This window comes from Euzebyales bacterium, from assembly GCA_036374135.1.
Classification (GTDB): Bacteria; Actinomycetota; Nitriliruptoria; order Euzebyales; family JAHELV01; genus JAHELV01.
In genome coordinates, this window is record DASUUK010000066.1 from 1 (window position 1) to 16,580 (window position 16,580).

The following is a 16,580-nucleotide window of genomic DNA, read 5'->3' on the forward strand; positions in this document are numbered from 1 at the left end:
CTGAAGGACACGACAGGCGAGGCGGCGCCGAAAGGCCGGAGCTGGCGGTCCGGTTTCCTCCGGCGCAGCGCGTCCACGATCGACGTGATCGATCGGGCGGATCGGCTGCATCTGCCGACGTACGTCGGGCAGCGGGTGAGCGTGACCGGCACGCTCGTCGACCGCGAGATGCAGGTGCGCTCGGTGTCGATCGTCGCCGAGTCGTGCCAGGAGAAGTCGGCCTGATCAGGCCCGGGGCCGGCGGAGGTAATGGGTCGCCACGTAATTCTCGATGAGCGACCTGAACGCCTCCGCCAGCTCCTCGTAAGTGCCGGTGAGGGTGGTGAACTGCACGCCGTCGATGTAGACGGGGCAGGTCGGCGCCTCGCCGGTGCCCGGCAGGCTGATCCCGATATTGGCGGCCCGCGATTCGCCCGGCCCGTTCACGACGCAGCCCATCACCGCGAGAGTCAGCGTCTCGACGCCTTCGTACTGCCGCTTCCAGTCGGACATCCGCTCCCGAATGTAGTCCTGCGTGCGCTCGGCAAGCTCCTGGAACGTGCTGCTCGTGGTGCGGCCGCAGCCGGGGCTGGCGGTGACGCTCGGCGAAAACGACCGGAGCCCGAGGGCCTGGAGCAGTTCGCAGGCGGCATACACCTCCTCGCGGCGATCGCCGCCTGGCTTCGGCGTGAGCGACACGCGAACGGTGTCGCCGATGCCTTCGGCGAGCAGCGTGCCGATGCCCACCGCGCTCTTGGTGATGCCGGTCTTGGGCGGGCCCGCCTCGGTGACGCCGAGGTGCAGCGGGTAGTCGCACGACTCGGCCAGCAGGCGGTAGGTCTGGATCATCACCCAGGGGTCGGAGTGCTTGACCGAGATCTTGATGTCGTAGAAGTCGACCTCCTCGAGCAGGCGCGCCTCGGCCAGGGCGCTCTCGACCATCGCCTCCGGGGTCACCCCGCCGTACTTCGCGAGGACGACGTCCTCGAGGCTGCCGCCGTTGACGCCGATGCGGATCGGGATGCCCCGCTCCTTGGCGGCATCACCGATCACCTTGACCTTGTCGTGCTTGCGGATGTTTCCCGGGTTGATGCGCACCCCCGCGCAGCCGGCCTCGATGGCGGCCATCGCGTACTTCCACTGGAAGTGGATGTCGGCGACCACCGGCACGGTCGACTTGGCCGCGATCGCCGCGAGCGCGTCGGCGTCCTCCTGCCGGGGGACCGCGACACGCACGATGTCGACGCCCGTGGCGTTCAGGGCGGCGATCTGCTGCAGCGTGGCGTTGATGTCGTGGGTCGGCGTCGTGGTCATCGACTGCACGCTGATCGGCGCGTCACCGCCGACCGCGACGTCGCCGACGTGCACCGTGCGGCAGGCCCGCCGCGCGGGCGGCTGGTGGGCGGCCGCTTGCGGCGCCGGCTGGGTCAGGATCGGTAGTGACGTGCCCATGGTTGGACGTACCTCGCAGACGACTCGCGTGGATCTCCGCATCCACCCTATCCGCGGCCCGCGGTACCGACGCCGTGGTCGGATGCGCTACTGGATCAGGTCGGAGATCGGGTTCACGATGTCGACGTAGATCGCCGTCAGCGCGAAGAGGCCGAACATCAGCAGCACTGCCAGCGTCAGCGGCATCAGCGTCGAGGGCTCGACCTGCCAGTCACCTGCCATGCCACGGCGCCGGCGCACGGCGTTGACGACCGACTCGACGGCCAGGACCGCCAGGTGACCGCCGTCGAACGGCGGCAGCGGCAACAGGTTGAGGGTGCCGATGATGATCTGCAGCTGCGCGAGGAGCACGATGACCGACGAGAACGCGCCGATGCTCGCCAGCGCCGTTGCCGCCTGCCCGGCGCCGATCAGGCTGACCGGCCCGTCGGCCGTCCGAGGTGTCTCGCCGTCGGCCTGTGCGAGCCAGCGGGCCAGGCTGTCGGGGTGGAACACCTGCGCGATGCCGACCACCGCGTAGCGCGTCTGGGCGGGCAGCGAGTACTCGCCGACCCACGCACCGGCGAAGGCCTCGGGCAGCGTCCACCGCTGGAGCGCGACACGCTCCGAGCCGACCCCGATGAAGCCCACCTCACGGCCGTCGTCGGTCCGGGTGTCCAGCGTCACCGACGTCGTACGTGTACGGCCGTCGCGTTCGTAGGCCAGCTCGATCCGCGCGCCCGGCTGGGCGGCGACGGCGTCGCGCATCTGCTCGAACGTCTCGACGGCGTCGCCGTCGAGCGCCACGATCTGGTCGCCCTCCTGCAGACCGGCGGTCGCTGCGGGCGAGCCGGGCACGATCTGGGTCACCTCGGTGCTGCCGACCGGCGCCCCGTCCTCGAGGCGTGGCAGCTCGAAGAAGCCCATCGCCACGAACAGCAGCACCGCCGCCATCACGAAGTGCGTCAAGGATCCGGCCACAAGCACGATCGCGCGCTGCCATGCGGGCCTGTTGTAGAAGGCGCGTGGCTCGTCGGGGGGGTCGATGTCCTCGTACCGGTTCATCCCGGCGATCTTCACGAACCCGCCGGCGGGGATCGCCTTGACGCCGTACTCGGTCTCCTCGCGCTGGATGGACCACAGGGTCGGCCCGAACCCGAAGAAGAAGCGCTCCGCCTTCATGCCGAACCAGCGGGCAGTGAAGAAGTGACCCGCCTCGTGGACCATGATCGATCCGACGATCACCACCACGAAGATTGCCAGTGCCATCTACGTCACCTTCTGTCGCGCGGCGAGGGCCCGCTCGGCGTGTGCGCGGGCCTCCGCTTCGGCTCCCAACACGTCGGCGAGGTCGGCGACCGGCGTGTTGGCGTGTGCCTCCAAGACTGCCGCGACGACGCGCGGGATGTCGACGAAGCGGACGCGGCCGGCCAGGAACGCCGCCACGGCCTCCTCGTTGGCGGCGTTGTAGGCCGCCGGCGCCGTGCCGCCGGCGCGCCCCGCCTCCACGGCGAGGTCGACCATCGGGAACGTCGTGGCGTCCAGCGGCTCGAAGCGGAGGTCGTGGCCCGCCGTCCAGTCCATGCGGACGGGCGCCGTGTCCAGACGCTCCGGCCACGCGAGCGCCAGTTGGATGGGCAGACGCATGTCAGGCGGCGACAGCGCGGCCATGACGGTCCCGTCGACGTACTCGACCATGCCGTGCACGATCGACTGCGGATGGACGACCACACCGATGCGGTCGTAGTCGATGCCGAACAGCAGGTGCGTCTCGATGACCTCCAGACCCTTGTTGGCCAGGGTCGCGGAGTTGATCGTGATGACCGGCCCCATCGACCAGGTCGGGTGCGCGAGCGCCTCGTCAACCGTCACGTCCGCGAGCTCATCCGCACCGCGACCGCGGAACGGTCCGCCGCTGGCGGTGACCAGCAGGCGGGAGATGTCGGCCCGGCCCCCCGCACGCAGGCACTGGGCAAGCGCGCTGTGCTCGCTGTCGACAGGAACCAGCTGATCGGGTCCGGCCGCCTCGAGCACCAACGGCCCGCCGACGATCAGCGACTCCTTGTTGGCCAGCGCGACGGTCGTGCCGGCTTTGAGTGCCGCCAGCGTCGGACGCAGCCCGACCGAGCCGACGATGCCGTTGAGCACGACATCGGCCGGATCGCCGGCCAGCTGGGCGATGCCGTCGTCGCCCGCCAGGACCTCGACATGCCCCGGCAGCTCGCGGCGCGCGGCCGCCGCGGCGCGGGGGTCGGCCAGCGCGACGCGCCCGGCCGAGAAGCGCCGCGCCTGGGCGCACATGAGCTCGGCGTTGCGTCCGCCGGACAGCGCCTCGACCGCGAACCGGTCGGGGTGCTGCGCGATGACTTCCAGCGCCTGCGTGCCGATCGAGCCGGTCGACCCGAGCAGCGTGACCCGCCTCATCTGTCCTCACCGGCGCCGGAACGCATGCCCGCGAGCGGCAGCACCCGCTCGGCGGCCGGCAGCCTCCGTCCGCTGGCCAGTTGGTAGTTCGCGTACAGCTGACCGCATGCAGCGTCGATGGTGGTGCCGCGGTTGTGGCGGATCGTCGCCGTCAGCCCGCCCGCTTCGCAGATGGCCGCGAAGCGCCGCTGCGCGGCCACCGGCGGCGCCTCCCACGGCACGGCCGGAGTCGGGTTCATGGGGATCAGGTTGACGTGCGCGCGGCGCGGCGACAGCAGGGTGACCAGTTCCCGCGCGTGCTCGGGGCCGGCGTTCACGCCGTCGATGAGGACGTATTCGAACGTCATGCGCCGGCCGGTGGCGGCGACGTAGGTGTCGCACGCCGCCAGCAGCTCACCGAGTGGATGCTGCCGGTTGATCGGCACGAGCTGGTCGCGCAGCTCGTCGTTCGGGGCGTGCAGGCTGACGGCCAGCGTGATCGGCGCCGCGAGTGCCTGCAGGCGGCGGATGCCCGGGACCAGACCGATCGTCGAGACGGTGATGCCGCGGGCGGACAGGTCGAAGCCGTCGCGGTCGATCAGCCAGCGGACGGTGGCCAGCGTCACGTCCAGGTTCGCCAGCGGCTCGCCCATGCCCATGAACACCACGTTCGTGACGTGATCGGGCATGCCCGCCGACTGCACGGCGCCGGCGGCGAGCAGGTGCTGGACCGCCACGATCTGAGACACGACCTCGTCGGTGCGCAGCTGACGCCGCAGACCGGCCTGGCCCGTCGCGCAGAACGGGCAGCCCATCGCGCAGCCCGCCTGGGTCGAGATGCACACGGTCGCGCGTCCCCGCGACCGGCGACCTGCCGCCGATCCGCTCCCGGCCCGCGCGTGCCGGTCCGCCGGGTAGCACAGCAGCACGCTCTCGATGGCCTCGCCGTCGTCGAGGGCCAGCAGCACCTTGTGGGTCAACCCGTCGTCGGCGGTCACGTGGCGCAGCACGCCCGGCGCGGACGGCAGGCGGGTCGCGAGCCGATCACGCAGTGCCGTCGGCAGGTCCGTCATCGCCGTCGGGTCGGTCACCCCGCGCGCGAGCCACTGATCGAGCTGCCGGCGACGGTACGCGGGCTCGCCCTCGAGCAGTGCCTCGAGCACCCCGTCCGGCGGCCGGTACGGATCGATCGTCTCGTCACGCGACCTACCGCTGACGCTGCTCGAGGTCACGTCACGCGACCTACCGCTGACGCTGCTCGAGGTCAGGTCACGCGACCTACCGCTGACGCTGCTCGAGGTCAGGTCTCCGGCATCACCGTCAGCGGTCACAGGCGGCCTGCGAGCAGGACGAGGTGGGCGGCGGGGAAGGTGAACAACATGGCGTCGACACGATCCATCATGCCACCGTGTCCCGGTAGCAGACGGCCGAGGTCCTTGACCCCGAGTGACCGTTTGACCGCCGACTCGGCGAGGTCGCCGATGACCGCCACGACGGCGACCAACGCACCGAGCACCGTCGCCAGACCGATGCTCAGCTGGTCGACCATGAGCGGCGCGACCAGGGCGGCGACAAGCATCGCGCCGACCAAGCCGCCGGCCACACCCTCCCACGTCTTGCCGGGGCTGACGGCCGGCGCCAGCTTGTGGCGTCCCAGCCGGTAGCCGACCGCGTAGGCGAAGATGTCGCTCGCAGCGGTCAGCAGCACGGTCAGGATGACGTACCACTGTCCGTCAGGTCGGCGCAGCAGCAGGGCCAGGAAGCTCGCCAGGAAAGGCACCCACATCCCGATCAGCAGTCCGCTGGCGGCGCTGCGCACGGGCGCGGGGTCGGCGCGGTCGAGCAACGTCCAGGTCAGCACGCCCAGCACGAGCGCCACGAGGGTCACGAGCTGTCCCCGCGCACCGTACACGTACGATCCCGCCAGCATCGCCAGCCCGGCGACGAGCACGAGCGCCGTCGGAGGCCGCGCCGTCGTGGTGCGCAACGCTGCGTCGACCTCGAGCACGCCGATCACAAGGATCAGCGCGATGAACGCCAGCAGCGCCCACTTGCTGACCAACGCGCTCGCGAGGAACAGCACCGCGAACAGCACGGCCGAACCGATCGCCAACGGCAGGTTCCGGCCGGCACGCGGCTGCTTCGACGTGGGCTCCGCTGTGGAATCCTCGTCGTCAGACTGCGCCATGCGCCAGCCCGATCACACCTCCATCAGCTCGCGTTCCTTGTTCGCGAGCAGCTCGTCGATCGAGCCGACGTACGTGTCGGTCAGCTTCTGCAGGTCGACCTCGGCCCGGCGTTCCTCGTCCTCGGTGATGTCACCGTCACGCTGCAGCGACTCCAGCGTGCTCTTGGCGCCGCGACGGATGTTGCGGACCGCAACCCGCCCCTCCTCGGCGCGCTCGCGGGCGAGGCGCACGAAATCCTTGCGCCGCTCCTGACTGAGCTCGGGGAACACCACACGGATGACGCTGCCGTCGTTGGACGGGTTGATGCCCAGGTCGGCCGCCTGGATGGCGCGCTCGATGTCGCGCAGCGCGTTCTGGTCGTACGGATTGACCAGCAGCATCCGCGGCTCGGGGACGGTGACGCCGGCGATCTGCTGCAGCGGCGTCTTGGTGCCGTAGTAGTCCACCGGCAGGTTCGCGATCAGTCCAGGGTTGGCCCGGCCGGTGCGGATCTTCGCGAACTCGCCGCGGGTGTGGTCGACCGTGTCCGACATCCGCAGCTCGGCCTCGGTCAACGCGTCATCGATCACCGTCGTCACCTCCGTGCGCGTCGGCGCGCACCACCGTCCCAATCGCCTCACCGGCCGCCACCCGGCGGATGCTGTCGTCGGCGAACACGTCGAACACGATGATCGGCAGATCGTTGTCCATGCACAACGACAGTGCCGTCGCGTCCATCACCTTCAGCCCCCGCTGGAGCGCGTCCAGGTAGGTCAACTCGTCGAACCGTCGCGCGTCCGTGTGCCGCTTCGGGTCCTTGTCGTAGACGCCGTCGACCTTCGTCGCCTTGAGGATCACGCGGGCGTTGATCTCCAGCGCCCGCTGCGCCGCAGCCGTGTCGGTCGAGAAGTAGGGCTCGCCGAGGCCCGCCGCGAAGATGACGACACGGCCCTTCTCCAGGTGGCGGATCGCCCGGCGGCGGATGTACGGCTCGCACAGCTCCTGCATGGTGACGGCCGACAGCACCCGCGTCGCGACGCCCTGCTTCTCGATCGCATCCTGCAGCGCCAACGCGTTGATGACCGTGGCCAGCATGCCCATGCTGTCGGCGCTCGACCGGTCCATGCCCGTGGCCTGCGGCGACGTGCCGCGGAAGATGTTGCCACCGCCGACGACGACGCCGACCTCGATGCCGTCACTCGCCAGCCGGGCGAACTGGCGCGCCAGCGACTGCAGGATCGCCGGGCTGATGCTCGACCCGTCGTCGGCGAACGCCTCGCCCGACAGCTTGACGAGGATCCGGTCACGGCCTGTGTCACGCATGACCTCCGATGACCGGCGCGCGGGAGCGGAGACGGTCATGACGCCCCGCCCGTCGCCGTCGCGCGATCGCGCGTGGCAACAGCCCCGCTGCAGGTGTCCATCGTCGGCTCCCTGGTCGGCGTCGCCCGCAGCCTACCCGACGTCGTCGACGTGTGCGGATGCAACGGAACAGGGCCGGCCCGATGGACCGGCCCCGAGATGTGTGTCGGCGGGTTCGTGCCTCAGGCGCCGACCTCGAAGCGCGCCATGCGGGACACGACGATCTTCTCGCCGGAGGTGCGCTGGAACTCCTCGAGCAGCTGGCGGACGGTGCGCTTGTCGTCGCGCACGTAGGGCTGGTTGAGCAGCACGCGCTCCTTGTAGAACGCGTTGACCTTGCCCTCGACGATCTTGTCGATGATGTGCTCGGGCTTGCCCTCGTCGCGGGCCTGCTTCTCGGCGAACTGGCGCTCGGCCGCGAGCTGTTCGGCATCCACCTCGTCCTCGGAGATGACGGCCGGCCGCATGGCGGCGACGTGCATCGCGATGTCGTTGGCCAGCTCGCGGAACCCGTCGCCCTTGGCGACGAAGTCGGTCTCGCAGTTCAGCTCGACCATGACGCCCACCTTCGGCGGCAGACCGGGGGTCGGGGCGTGCAGGTACGCGTGGACGATGCCCTCGGTGGCGGTGCGCTCCCCCACCCGGTCGCCCATCTTCGCGCCCGTTCGCTCGCGGACGAGCGCAGCCGCGGCGTCGAAGTCGCCGTCGGCGTCGACGAGCGCGCGCTTGCAGTCCATCATGCCGGCGCCCGTGGCCTCACGGAGGCGCTTGACGTCGGCGGCGGTGATGTCGGCCATGTTCGTGTACTTCCCTCGTGATCGTCTCGAGCGCAGCGTCGCGTGGGCGCCGCAGCGCCGTGGTGTGGTGTGGTGTCGTGTGGGTGGCGGGGTCAGCTGGTCTGCGGTTCCGGGGCGGGAGCCTGCTCGTCGGCCGTCGCCTGCTCGTCGGCCGTCGCCTGCTCGGGGGCGTCCGCGGTCGGTTGCGACGCCTCGGCATCGGCAGCCGGCGTCGCCTGGGACTGGGCGTCATCGGCCGCGGATGGCGCGGTCTCGTCGCCGGCACCCGCCGCCTGGGCCGCCTGACGTGCGGCCTCTTCCTGCTGCAGCGCGATCTCCCACTCGGCGAGCGGCTCGTTGCTGTCGGTCGTCGCTGCAGTCGGCGTCTCGGCGGCGGCTGCCACGGCCGCGGCCTGTTCGGCCACGACCTCGTCGCGGCTGCGGCTGGCCATCAGCTGGTAGCCCTCGGCGCAGGCGTCGGCGATCAGGCGGGTCAGCAGCGCGCCCGAGCGGATCGCGTCGTCGTTGCCGGGGATGACGTACTGGACCTCGTCCGGGTCGCAGTTGGTGTCGACGACGGCGATGGCCGGGATGCCCAGACGGTTGGCCTCACGGACCGCGATGTGCTCCTTGACGGTGTCGACGACCCAGATCGCCGATGGAAGCTTGTTCATGTTGCGGATGCCGCCGAGGTTGCGCAGCAGCTTGTCGCGCTCACGACGCAGCGACAGCGCCTCCTTCTTGGGCAGCACCTCCATGCGCCCGTCGGTCTCCATGTCCTCGAGCTCGCGCAACCGCGTCAGACGCAGCTTGATCGTCTCGAAGTTGGTCAGCATCCCGCCCAGCCAGCGGAAGTTGACGTAGGGCATGTTGACCCGGAGCGCCTGCTGCTCGATGGCCTCCTGCGCCTGCTTCTTGGTGCCAACGAAGAGCACGCTGCCGCCCTTGGCGACGGTGTCGCGCACGAAGTCGTACGCGTTCTCGAGCAGCCCGATGGTCTGCTGGATGTCGATGATGTAGATGCCGTTGCGCTCGCCGAAGATGAAGCGCTTCATCTTCGGGTTCCAGCGACGGGTCTGATGACCGAAGTGGACGCCGGCCTCGAGCAGCTGGCGCATGGTGACGGCGGACATGGTGGAACTCCTGTGGTGTGCGCACGGCCGAGGAGGCCGTACTTCGGTTGTGGCGTCGCAGCCGTCGGGCGCGCATCGAGCGGGGTGCAGGTGCACGCAACGGGTCTTCCCCGCGCTCAGAGCACGGGACCGCAGACCCCACCAGGCTGCTGTGGATTTGACGGCACCAGAACATTGGCGTACGGACCGCCACGACAGAGCATACACGTCCCCGACGGGTCGGAGCGCCCGCCACATCGGGGGATCCGGCCGTGATCAGCCGTCCAGCGGTACGAGCCGGACGGTCCGTGCGCCCAGCAGCCCGAGCGGGTCGATGTATGCACCGTCGCGGCGGGCACCCCAGTCCAGGCGACCGCGTCGACCGGCCCGTCCCAGCGGTGTCCCGAGATCGAGGCGGTCACCGGCACGCACCGTGGCCGCGAACCCCCCATATGTGGTGGTCAGGCCTCCGGCGTGCACGACAGTGACCCAGGTCACGCCAGCCACCCGACCGGCGAACCGCACGGTCCCGGCGAGCGCGGCGCGGACCGGCTCGCCGGGGACGGCGGCGAGATCGACGCCCCGGTGACCGTGGCCGTACGGCGTGTCGGGCGGGTCGAACGGACGCAAGACGCGTCCGCCCACCGGCGCGATCGCCGTCAGCGCGGGCTCCCACACCGATGACGGATCAACGCGGCCGTCGGTGCGCGCCACCACCGTGCGGGTCGGCGCGGCGTGTGGACCGGGATCGGGTCGGGCGTGCGCCGTCGTGACCGTCGCGGCGAGCGCGAAGCTCGCGATGATCACAGTCAGCGGGCGAAGTCGCGTCGTCATGCCGGCGACGGTACGCACGGCGCGTCGCTTCGGGCACATGCGGTGTTACGTCGCTGTGGATCGTCACGCAGCGCGACGTCAACCGCCCCCGCCATCACGGGCCGTCGCGGAAGCCTGGGGAACGGACGGTCAGGGATGGTCGGATCGCCCCCAGAGCAGGGGCCCGCGCCCCGTCCGGGAACAAACCCGCGCCCCACGTTGAAACCCATCCCCAGAGCGCAGGGCCGCGCCCCCGGTCCGGGGAACAAACCCGCGCCCCACGTTGAGACCCATCCCCAGAGCGCAGTGCCGCCCCCCCGGTCCGGGGAACAAACCCGCGCCCCACGTTGAAACCGATCCCCAGAGCGCAGTGCCGCCCCCCGTCTGGGGAACAAACCCGCGCCCCACGTTGAAACCCATCCCCAGAGCGCGGTGTCAAGCGCGGGGGTGTGCGTGTTCGTAGGCGGACCTCAGCTGCTCCCGAGAGACGTGCGTGTAGATCTGGGTCGTCGCCAGGGTTGCGTGCCCGAGCAGTTCCTGGACGCTGCGCAGGTCCGCACCACCCTCCAGCAGGTGGGTGGCGTAGGAGTGCCGCAGCGTGTGGGGCGTGACCCGGGTCAGTCCAGCGGCGACGGCGCACCGCGCGACGATCCGCCGCACGCTGCGCACGTGCAACGGCTGCCCGTCGGCGTTGCAGAACACCACGCGCGTGGAACGGGCGACCAGCGCCGGGCGCCCCTCGGTCAACCACCGCGCGACGGCTGCGCGCACGGGCTCACCGAGCGGCACGATGCGCTCGCGGCCGCCCTTGCCGTACAGCCGCGCCGACCCGGTGGGCAGATCGATCGCGTCCTCGTCGAGCCCGACGAGCTCGCTGACGCGGGCGCCGCTGGCGTACAGGAACTCCAGCAACGCGCGGTCGCGCAGGCCCGTCGGCGAGGTGTCGGGCACCGCGAGGATCCGCTCCACCTCGTCCGTGCGCAGCACGCGGGGCAGGCTGCGACCCGCCCGGCCGGTCGCCAGGCCGGCCGCGGGGTCACCGTCGACCAGGCCGCGTGACGCGAGCAGCCGGAACAGCGCCCGGACGGACGCCGCCTTCCGGGCGAGCGAGGCGCGGGCGTAGCCGTGGCGTCCGAGCTCGGCGAGGAAGCGGCGCAGCACGAGCGGCGTCACGTCGTCCGGGTCGTCGATGGAGAACCCGGCGCAGAATCCGGCGAGCTGCCGGGCGTCGCGCTCGTAGGCCGCCACCGTGTGATCGGACAACCCGCGCTCGCCGGAAAGATGGGTGCGCAGCACAACGATCGCCCGCGCCCACGCCGCGGGCGGATCGCGGACGACCTCGATGCGCGTCACCGGGCTGACCCCATCATCGCCCGTCGCATCCGCAGGCGGTCAGTCGCGCTCCCCAGATGCGAGCTCCTCACGGAACACCGGGATCATCCCGCCGACGAGCACCATCTGCACCTGCCGGGGTGACAGCCGGTGGCTCATGGTGAACGTCGTGTCCTGGGTGGTGTTGGTCACCTCGATCTGCCGCGACTCACTCCGCAACGCGTCGTGGATGCCCTCGATCCGCAGGATGTCACCTTGCTCGAGCGCCTTGTAGTCGTCGTCGGACGTGAACTCCAGCGCCAGGATCCCGAAGTTGGCCAGGTTCTGCCAATGGATGCGGGCGTAGTCCTTGGCCAGGACCACGCGCAGGCCCAGATAGCGTGGCGCGATGGCCGCATGCTCACGGCTGGAACCCTGCCCGTAGTTCGCGCCACCGACGATGGCGTGGCCGCCGTGCTCCTCGTGGGCCTCACCGGCCCGCTCGACGTAGCTCTCGTCGACCTGGTAGTAGACGAACTCCGAGATCTTCGGGATGTTGGACCGGAACGGCAGCACCTTCTGGCCGGCCGGCATGATCTCGTCGGTCGAGATGTTGTCGCCGACCTTCAGCAGCACCGGGATCTCCAGCTCGTCGGGCACGCCGTCGAAGTCGGGGAGCGAGACGATGTTGGGGCCCTTGACGAGCTCCTCCTTCTGCGCCGCGTCCGGCGACAGCGGCTCCTCGAGCATCGACGTGTTGACGATGTTCGTCGCGGGCCCGGTGAAGGCCGGGTATGCGATGCCCATGCGGTCGGGCAGGTCGCGGGGATCGGTGATCTCACCGGTCAGCGCCGACGCGGCGGCGGTCTCCGGGGAGCACAGGTACACCTGATCGTCGTCGGTGCCGCTGCGACCCGGGAAGTTGCGTGGGAAGGTGCGCAGGCTGATCTGGCCGCTCGCGGGCGCCTGTCCCATGCCGATGCAGCCCATGCACCCGGACTGGTGGATGCGGGCGCCGGCGTGGACGAGCGGCATGAACAGCTCCATCGCGCCCAGGTTCTCGAGCGTCTGACGCGACGGCGGGTTGACGTCGAAGCTGACGCGGTGGTGGGACTGCTGGCCGTCGACGATCATCGCGACGATGCCGACGTCGCGCAGCCCCGGGTTCGCCGAGGACCCGACGACGACCTGCGTGATCTCCTGACCGGCGACTTCGCGGACCGGCACCACGTTGCCCGGGCTCGACGGCGTGGCGATCAGCGGTTCCAGCTCGCCGAGGTCGATCTCGTCGGTGACGTCGTAGCTCGCGTCGTCGTCCGCGAGCAGCTCGCTGTAGTCGTCCTCGCGCTGCTCGGCCGCCAGGAACCGGCGGATCTCGTCGTCTGCGGGGAACACCGTGGTCGTGGCGCCCAGCTCGGCGCCCATGTTCGCGACGACGTGGCGGTCCATCGCCGACAGGTTGTCGAGGCCGGGGCCGTGGTACTCGATGATGCGACCGACGCCACCCTTGACGTCGTGACGGCGCAGCATCTCGAGGATGACGTCCTTTGCGCTGACCCACGGCGGCAGCTCGCCCGTCAGGCGGACCCCCCAGATCTCAGGCATCTTGATGTACAGCGGCTCCCCCGCCATGGCCATCGCGACCTCGAGGCCGCCGACACCGATGGCGAGCATGCCGAGGCTGCCCGCGGCCGGGGTGTGGCTGTCCGACCCGATCATGGTCACGCCCGGCTTGCCGAAGCGCTGCATGTGGACGGCATGGCTGATGCCGTTGCCGGGCTTGGAGTGCCAGATGCCGAAGCGGCGGCACGCGCTGCGCAGGAACAGGTGGTCATCGGCGTTGCGGTAGTCGGTCTGCAGCAGGTTGTGGTCGATGTACTGCGCCGACAGGTCCGTCTTGACGTAGTCGAGGTCCATCGCCTCGAGCTCGAGCATGACCATCGTGCCGGTCGCGTCCTGGGTCAGCGTCTGATCGATGCGCACCGCGATCTCCTCGCCGGGTGACATCTCACCGTCGACGAGGTGACTGCTGATCAGCTTCTGCGCGACGGTCTGCCCCATGTGCCGGTCCTTCTGCTGCTGTCTGTGGCGCCTCACCGGTGTGCTACCCCCGCGTGGCCCACGTGCAACGCACCCCGCGTCACACTCACGCCCTGACCACGCCATGCGGCGTCATCGCGGCGGCGCCGCGGTCGACCAGTTCGCCGACGGCGGCCATCACCGCGTGGGTGGGCAGGGTACCGGCCTGCGACAGCGCGTCGATGGAGGACGGCACGGCGCCGAGCAGCGCCAGTACGCTGCGCGCATCGGCCGACAGGTCGATCCGAGCGCCCACCGCCTCCCGCGCGTCCGACGGTGCGGTGTCGGTCACCGCCGTGACGAAGTCGTCGATCCCGGTGAGCGGGATCGCGCCGTCGCGCAGCAGCGCCAGCGGCGCCGCGCTGGTCGGTGCGTTGATCGACCCCGGCACCGCCCACACGTCCCGCCCCTGGCCGGCCGCCATCCTGGCCGTCTGCAGGGCACCGCTGCGTGCGCGTCCCTCGACGACGACCGTCGCGTCGGCGAGCCCGCTGATGATCCTGTTGCGCGCGAGGAACTGCCACGGGCGTGGCCCCGTCGCCGGTGGCAGCTCCGTGAACAGCGCACCGGATCGGACGATGCGGTCCCGCAGCGTCGCCGACCCGGCCGGGTAGTCGACACCCAGCCCGGTGCCGAGCACGGCGTAGGTCCGCCCACCGGCGTCCAGCGCTCCGCGGTGCGCCGCCTGGTCGATGCCCCGCGCCAGACCGGACACGACGTCGACGCCCGCCTCGGCGAGGGCGGCGGCCAGATCGTGCGCGGTGCGGACGCCGTCCAGCGTCGGCCCCCGCGTCCCGACGATCGCGACGGCGGGGCGACGAGGGCGCGGCAGCGGCGAGCCGGCGACGAACAGCCACAACGGCGCGCCCAGCTCCGGCCAGGCGTCGGCGAGCTGCGCCGGGTAGTGGTCGTCACCCACGACGACCAGTCCACCCGCCAGCGCGCGCAGGCGCGCGGCTGTGCGCGCGACGGTCGCCTCGTCCGCGCCGCCGACGCGCCCGTGCAGCTCGGCGATGACGTCGTCCGCGGTGCAGCATCCGCCCGCATCGAGCAGGTCGCGGAGCGCCTGTTGCTGGGTGGACGCGCCGCCGCGTCCCGTCGCCGCGATCCGCAGCACCCGCGCGTGCCGCTCGGCGACGTCGGTTCCGCGAGCGTCGTCCGCCGGCTGCACGGCATCGGCGACGCGGTCCTCCCCGCCACTGGCTGCGGTCGACGCGGTCACGGCAGCCTGGGCGTCGTGCGCGGTGGCTCGTGGACGCCACGCAGCGCCGCACGGTGCGCCATCGCCTCGTGCACGTGTGCCGTACCAACGACCTCCGCGCCGGCGAGGTCCGCGCACGTCCGTGCGACCCGCAGGGCGCGGTCGAACCCGCGCCCCGACAACGCGCCGGTCTCGACCGCCCTGCCGAGCGTGCGCAGCGCCGCCGCACCGGTGGCGGCGCGCAGCTGGGGCGCCCGGACCCCGCTGTTGGGTGCGCCCCACCGCTCCAGCGCCGCGGCACGCGCCGCCGCGACGCGGGCTGCGACCACCGTCGTCGGCTCACCGGCGCGCCGCGAGATGAGGTCGTCGGCGCGTAGCGCCTGGAGCCGGGGGGCGAGGTCGATGCGGTCGGCCAGCGGACCCGACAACCTGCGACGGTATGTCCAGATGTCGGTGTCGGTGCACGCGCAGGTACCGGCACCGCCGCACGGACACGGGTTCGCGGCCGCGACCAGCAGGAACGACGCCGGATAGCGCACGGTCGCCCGGGACCGCGCGATGCGCACGACACCTTCCTCGAGCGGTTCGCGCAGCGCGTCGAGCAGACGGCGCGGCCATTCGAACAGCTCGTCGAGGAACAGCACCCCGTGAGTCGCGAGGCTGAGCTCACCGGGCTGGGCGATGCCCGAACCACCACCGAGCAGCGCGGCCGCGGTCGTTGCGTGATGCGGACAGCGCAACGGTGGACGACGGTCCAGCGCCGCGGAGGCGGGTCCGGTCAGCAGGCCCGCGACCGACCGGACGGCGGTGAGCTCCAGCGCCTGTGCGTCGGTCAGCGGTGGCAGGAGCCCGACCAGCCGACTGGCGAGCATCGACTTGCCGCAGCCGGGTGGGCCGAGCAGCAGCATGTGGTGTCCGCCGGCGGCCGCGATCTCACAGGCTCGACGGGCCTCCGCCTGGCCGCGGACGTCGGCGAGGTCGGGCAGCGGCGGGGGGGCGGCCGCGGACGGCGGTGGCGCCGACCGCGGTGCGGCCTCGCCCCGGCAGACGGCGAGCAGCTCGGCGACGTCGGCAACCGCCACGACGGCGATGTCGGACACGAGACAGGCCTCGGCGGCGTTGCCGTCAGCGACCACGAGGCGGCGCACACCGGCCGCCGCGAGGTGCGCCGCCGCCGGCAGCACCGCCGGCACGGGCCGGACCGAGCCGTCGAGCGCGAGCTCACCGAGCAGTGCGGTGTCGACCAGCGCGGTGGGTGGCACGTCGCCGAGCCGCTGCAGCAGCGCGGCGGCCAGTGCGAGGTCGAAGCGTGCACCGGTCGTCGGCACGTCGGCAGGCGCCAACGACGCGAGGACCTTGCGCGGCGGTAAGCGGATGCCGGTTGCAGCCAGCGCCGCGCGCACCCGGTCGGCGGCCTGCCTGCCGGCGGTGCCGGTCACGCCGATCACGGCGAACCCCGGCAGCCCGGCGCTCACTGACACCTCGACGGTGACGTCGACCGCGCGCAGCCCGATCACGGCTGCGCTGCGCGCCGTGCCGACCGCCGGCTCAGCGACCGACGTCACGGTGGTGGCTGATCACCGGCGCGACCGCACCGTCCGGCCAGAGCAGCCCGAGGATGTCGAAGCGGACGTCGCGGTGCACCGACGTCGGGTGCTCCGCCAGCCAGGCCCCCGCCAGGCGGCGCAACTGCGCGAGCTTGCGTGGTGTCACGCTCGCGATCGGGTGACCTGCGGCCGTGCCGCGGCGGGTCTTGACCTCGCACAGCACGAGCGCGCGGCCGTCGACGGCGACGATGTCGAGCTCGCCGCGCAGCTCCCGGCCGGACGGTCTCCAGTTCCGCGCCAGCACACACCATCCGAGGTGCGCGACGTAGCTCGCCGCGGCCTGTTCGCCGTCCCGTCCCAGTTGTGCGCTGCGTCCCATGGCACGCACGGTAGAGCCC

General features: G+C 71.5%; 15 protein-coding genes and 1 pseudogene. 1 reads left to right on the forward strand and 15 read right to left on the reverse strand.

Annotated elements, in window-relative coordinates:
* Window positions 1–225, forward strand: a 225-nt coding sequence (locus VFZ70_10440) for a hypothetical protein (protein HEX6256214.1), incomplete at its 5' end; no start/stop codon positions are given.
* Here VFZ70_10440 and ispG read toward each other — a convergent pair.
* The 15 genes and pseudogenes from ispG to VFZ70_10515 all read right to left on the reverse strand — a co-directional run bounded on the left by ispG (window position 226) and on the right by VFZ70_10515 (window position 16,561).
* Window positions 226–1,431, reverse strand: a complete 1,206-nt coding sequence (ispG, locus tag VFZ70_10445) for a flavodoxin-dependent (E)-4-hydroxy-3-methylbut-2-enyl-diphosphate synthase (GenBank protein ID HEX6256215.1) — start codon at window positions 1,429–1,431, stop codon at window positions 226–228.
* Window positions 1,432–1,518: 87 nt separating this feature from the next.
* Complete coding sequence (locus tag VFZ70_10450; protein ID HEX6256216.1) at window positions 1,519–2,679, reverse strand: M50 family metallopeptidase; 1,161 nt, start codon at window positions 2,677–2,679, stop codon at window positions 1,519–1,521.
* Window positions 2,680–3,834, reverse strand: a complete 1,155-nt coding sequence (gene dxr, locus VFZ70_10455; GenBank protein HEX6256217.1) for a 1-deoxy-D-xylulose-5-phosphate reductoisomerase — start codon at window positions 3,832–3,834, stop codon at window positions 2,680–2,682.
* Entirely contained in the window at window positions 3,831–5,045 is a 1,215-nt protein-coding gene (rlmN, locus tag VFZ70_10460) for a 23S rRNA (adenine(2503)-C(2))-methyltransferase RlmN (protein ID HEX6256218.1), read from the reverse strand. Before rlmN ends, dxr begins: the two co-directional genes overlap by 4 nt.
* Before the next feature lie 95 nt (window positions 5,046–5,140).
* A complete protein-coding gene (locus VFZ70_10465) occupies window positions 5,141–6,001 on the reverse strand; it encodes a phosphatidate cytidylyltransferase (protein HEX6256219.1) in 861 nt (286 codons plus the stop codon).
* A 12-nt stretch (window positions 6,002–6,013) separates the two neighbouring features.
* The gene (gene frr / locus VFZ70_10470) at window positions 6,014–6,571 is read right to left on the reverse strand and encodes a ribosome recycling factor (protein ID HEX6256220.1); all 558 of its coding nucleotides are present in this window, start codon (window positions 6,569–6,571) and stop codon (window positions 6,014–6,016) included.
* Window positions 6,561–7,304 (reverse strand): UMP kinase, encoded by a 744-nt coding sequence (pyrH, locus tag VFZ70_10475; GenBank protein ID HEX6256221.1) that lies wholly within the window; start codon window positions 7,302–7,304, stop codon window positions 6,561–6,563. The genes frr and pyrH overlap by 11 nt, the downstream gene beginning before the upstream one ends.
* 221 nt (window positions 7,305–7,525) lie before the next feature.
* The gene (gene tsf, locus VFZ70_10480) at window positions 7,526–8,140 is read right to left on the reverse strand and encodes an elongation factor Ts (protein ID HEX6256222.1); all 615 of its coding nucleotides are present in this window, start codon (window positions 8,138–8,140) and stop codon (window positions 7,526–7,528) included.
* 92 nt (window positions 8,141–8,232) lie between these two features.
* Window positions 8,233–9,252 carry a 30S ribosomal protein S2 gene (gene rpsB, locus VFZ70_10485; protein HEX6256223.1) on the reverse strand — a complete coding sequence of 340 codons (1,020 nt, stop codon included), beginning with the start codon at window positions 9,250–9,252 and terminating at the stop codon, window positions 8,233–8,235.
* A 255-nt stretch (window positions 9,253–9,507) separates the two neighbouring features.
* Entirely contained in the window at window positions 9,508–10,065 is a 558-nt protein-coding gene (locus tag VFZ70_10490) for a M23 family metallopeptidase (GenBank protein ID HEX6256224.1), read from the reverse strand.
* Between the two features lie 414 nt (window positions 10,066–10,479).
* Window positions 10,480–11,322: pseudogene (locus VFZ70_10495) on the reverse strand (tyrosine recombinase XerC).
* A gap of 114 nt (window positions 11,323–11,436) precedes the next feature.
* Window positions 11,437–13,416, reverse strand: a complete 1,980-nt coding sequence (locus VFZ70_10500; GenBank protein HEX6256225.1) for an aconitate hydratase — start codon at window positions 13,414–13,416, stop codon at window positions 11,437–11,439.
* 85 nt (window positions 13,417–13,501) lie between these two features.
* Window positions 13,502–14,656 (reverse strand): DNA-processing protein DprA, encoded by a 1,155-nt coding sequence (gene dprA, locus VFZ70_10505; GenBank protein ID HEX6256226.1) that lies wholly within the window; start codon window positions 14,654–14,656, stop codon window positions 13,502–13,504.
* Complete coding sequence (locus VFZ70_10510) at window positions 14,653–16,200, reverse strand: YifB family Mg chelatase-like AAA ATPase (GenBank protein ID HEX6256227.1); 1,548 nt, start codon at window positions 16,198–16,200, stop codon at window positions 14,653–14,655. The genes dprA and VFZ70_10510 overlap by 4 nt, the downstream gene beginning before the upstream one ends.
* The gene (locus VFZ70_10515; protein ID HEX6256228.1) at window positions 16,184–16,561 is read right to left on the reverse strand and encodes a YraN family protein; all 378 of its coding nucleotides are present in this window, start codon (window positions 16,559–16,561) and stop codon (window positions 16,184–16,186) included. Before VFZ70_10515 ends, VFZ70_10510 begins: the two co-directional genes overlap by 17 nt.
* Window positions 16,562–16,580: the final 19 nt, after the last annotated feature.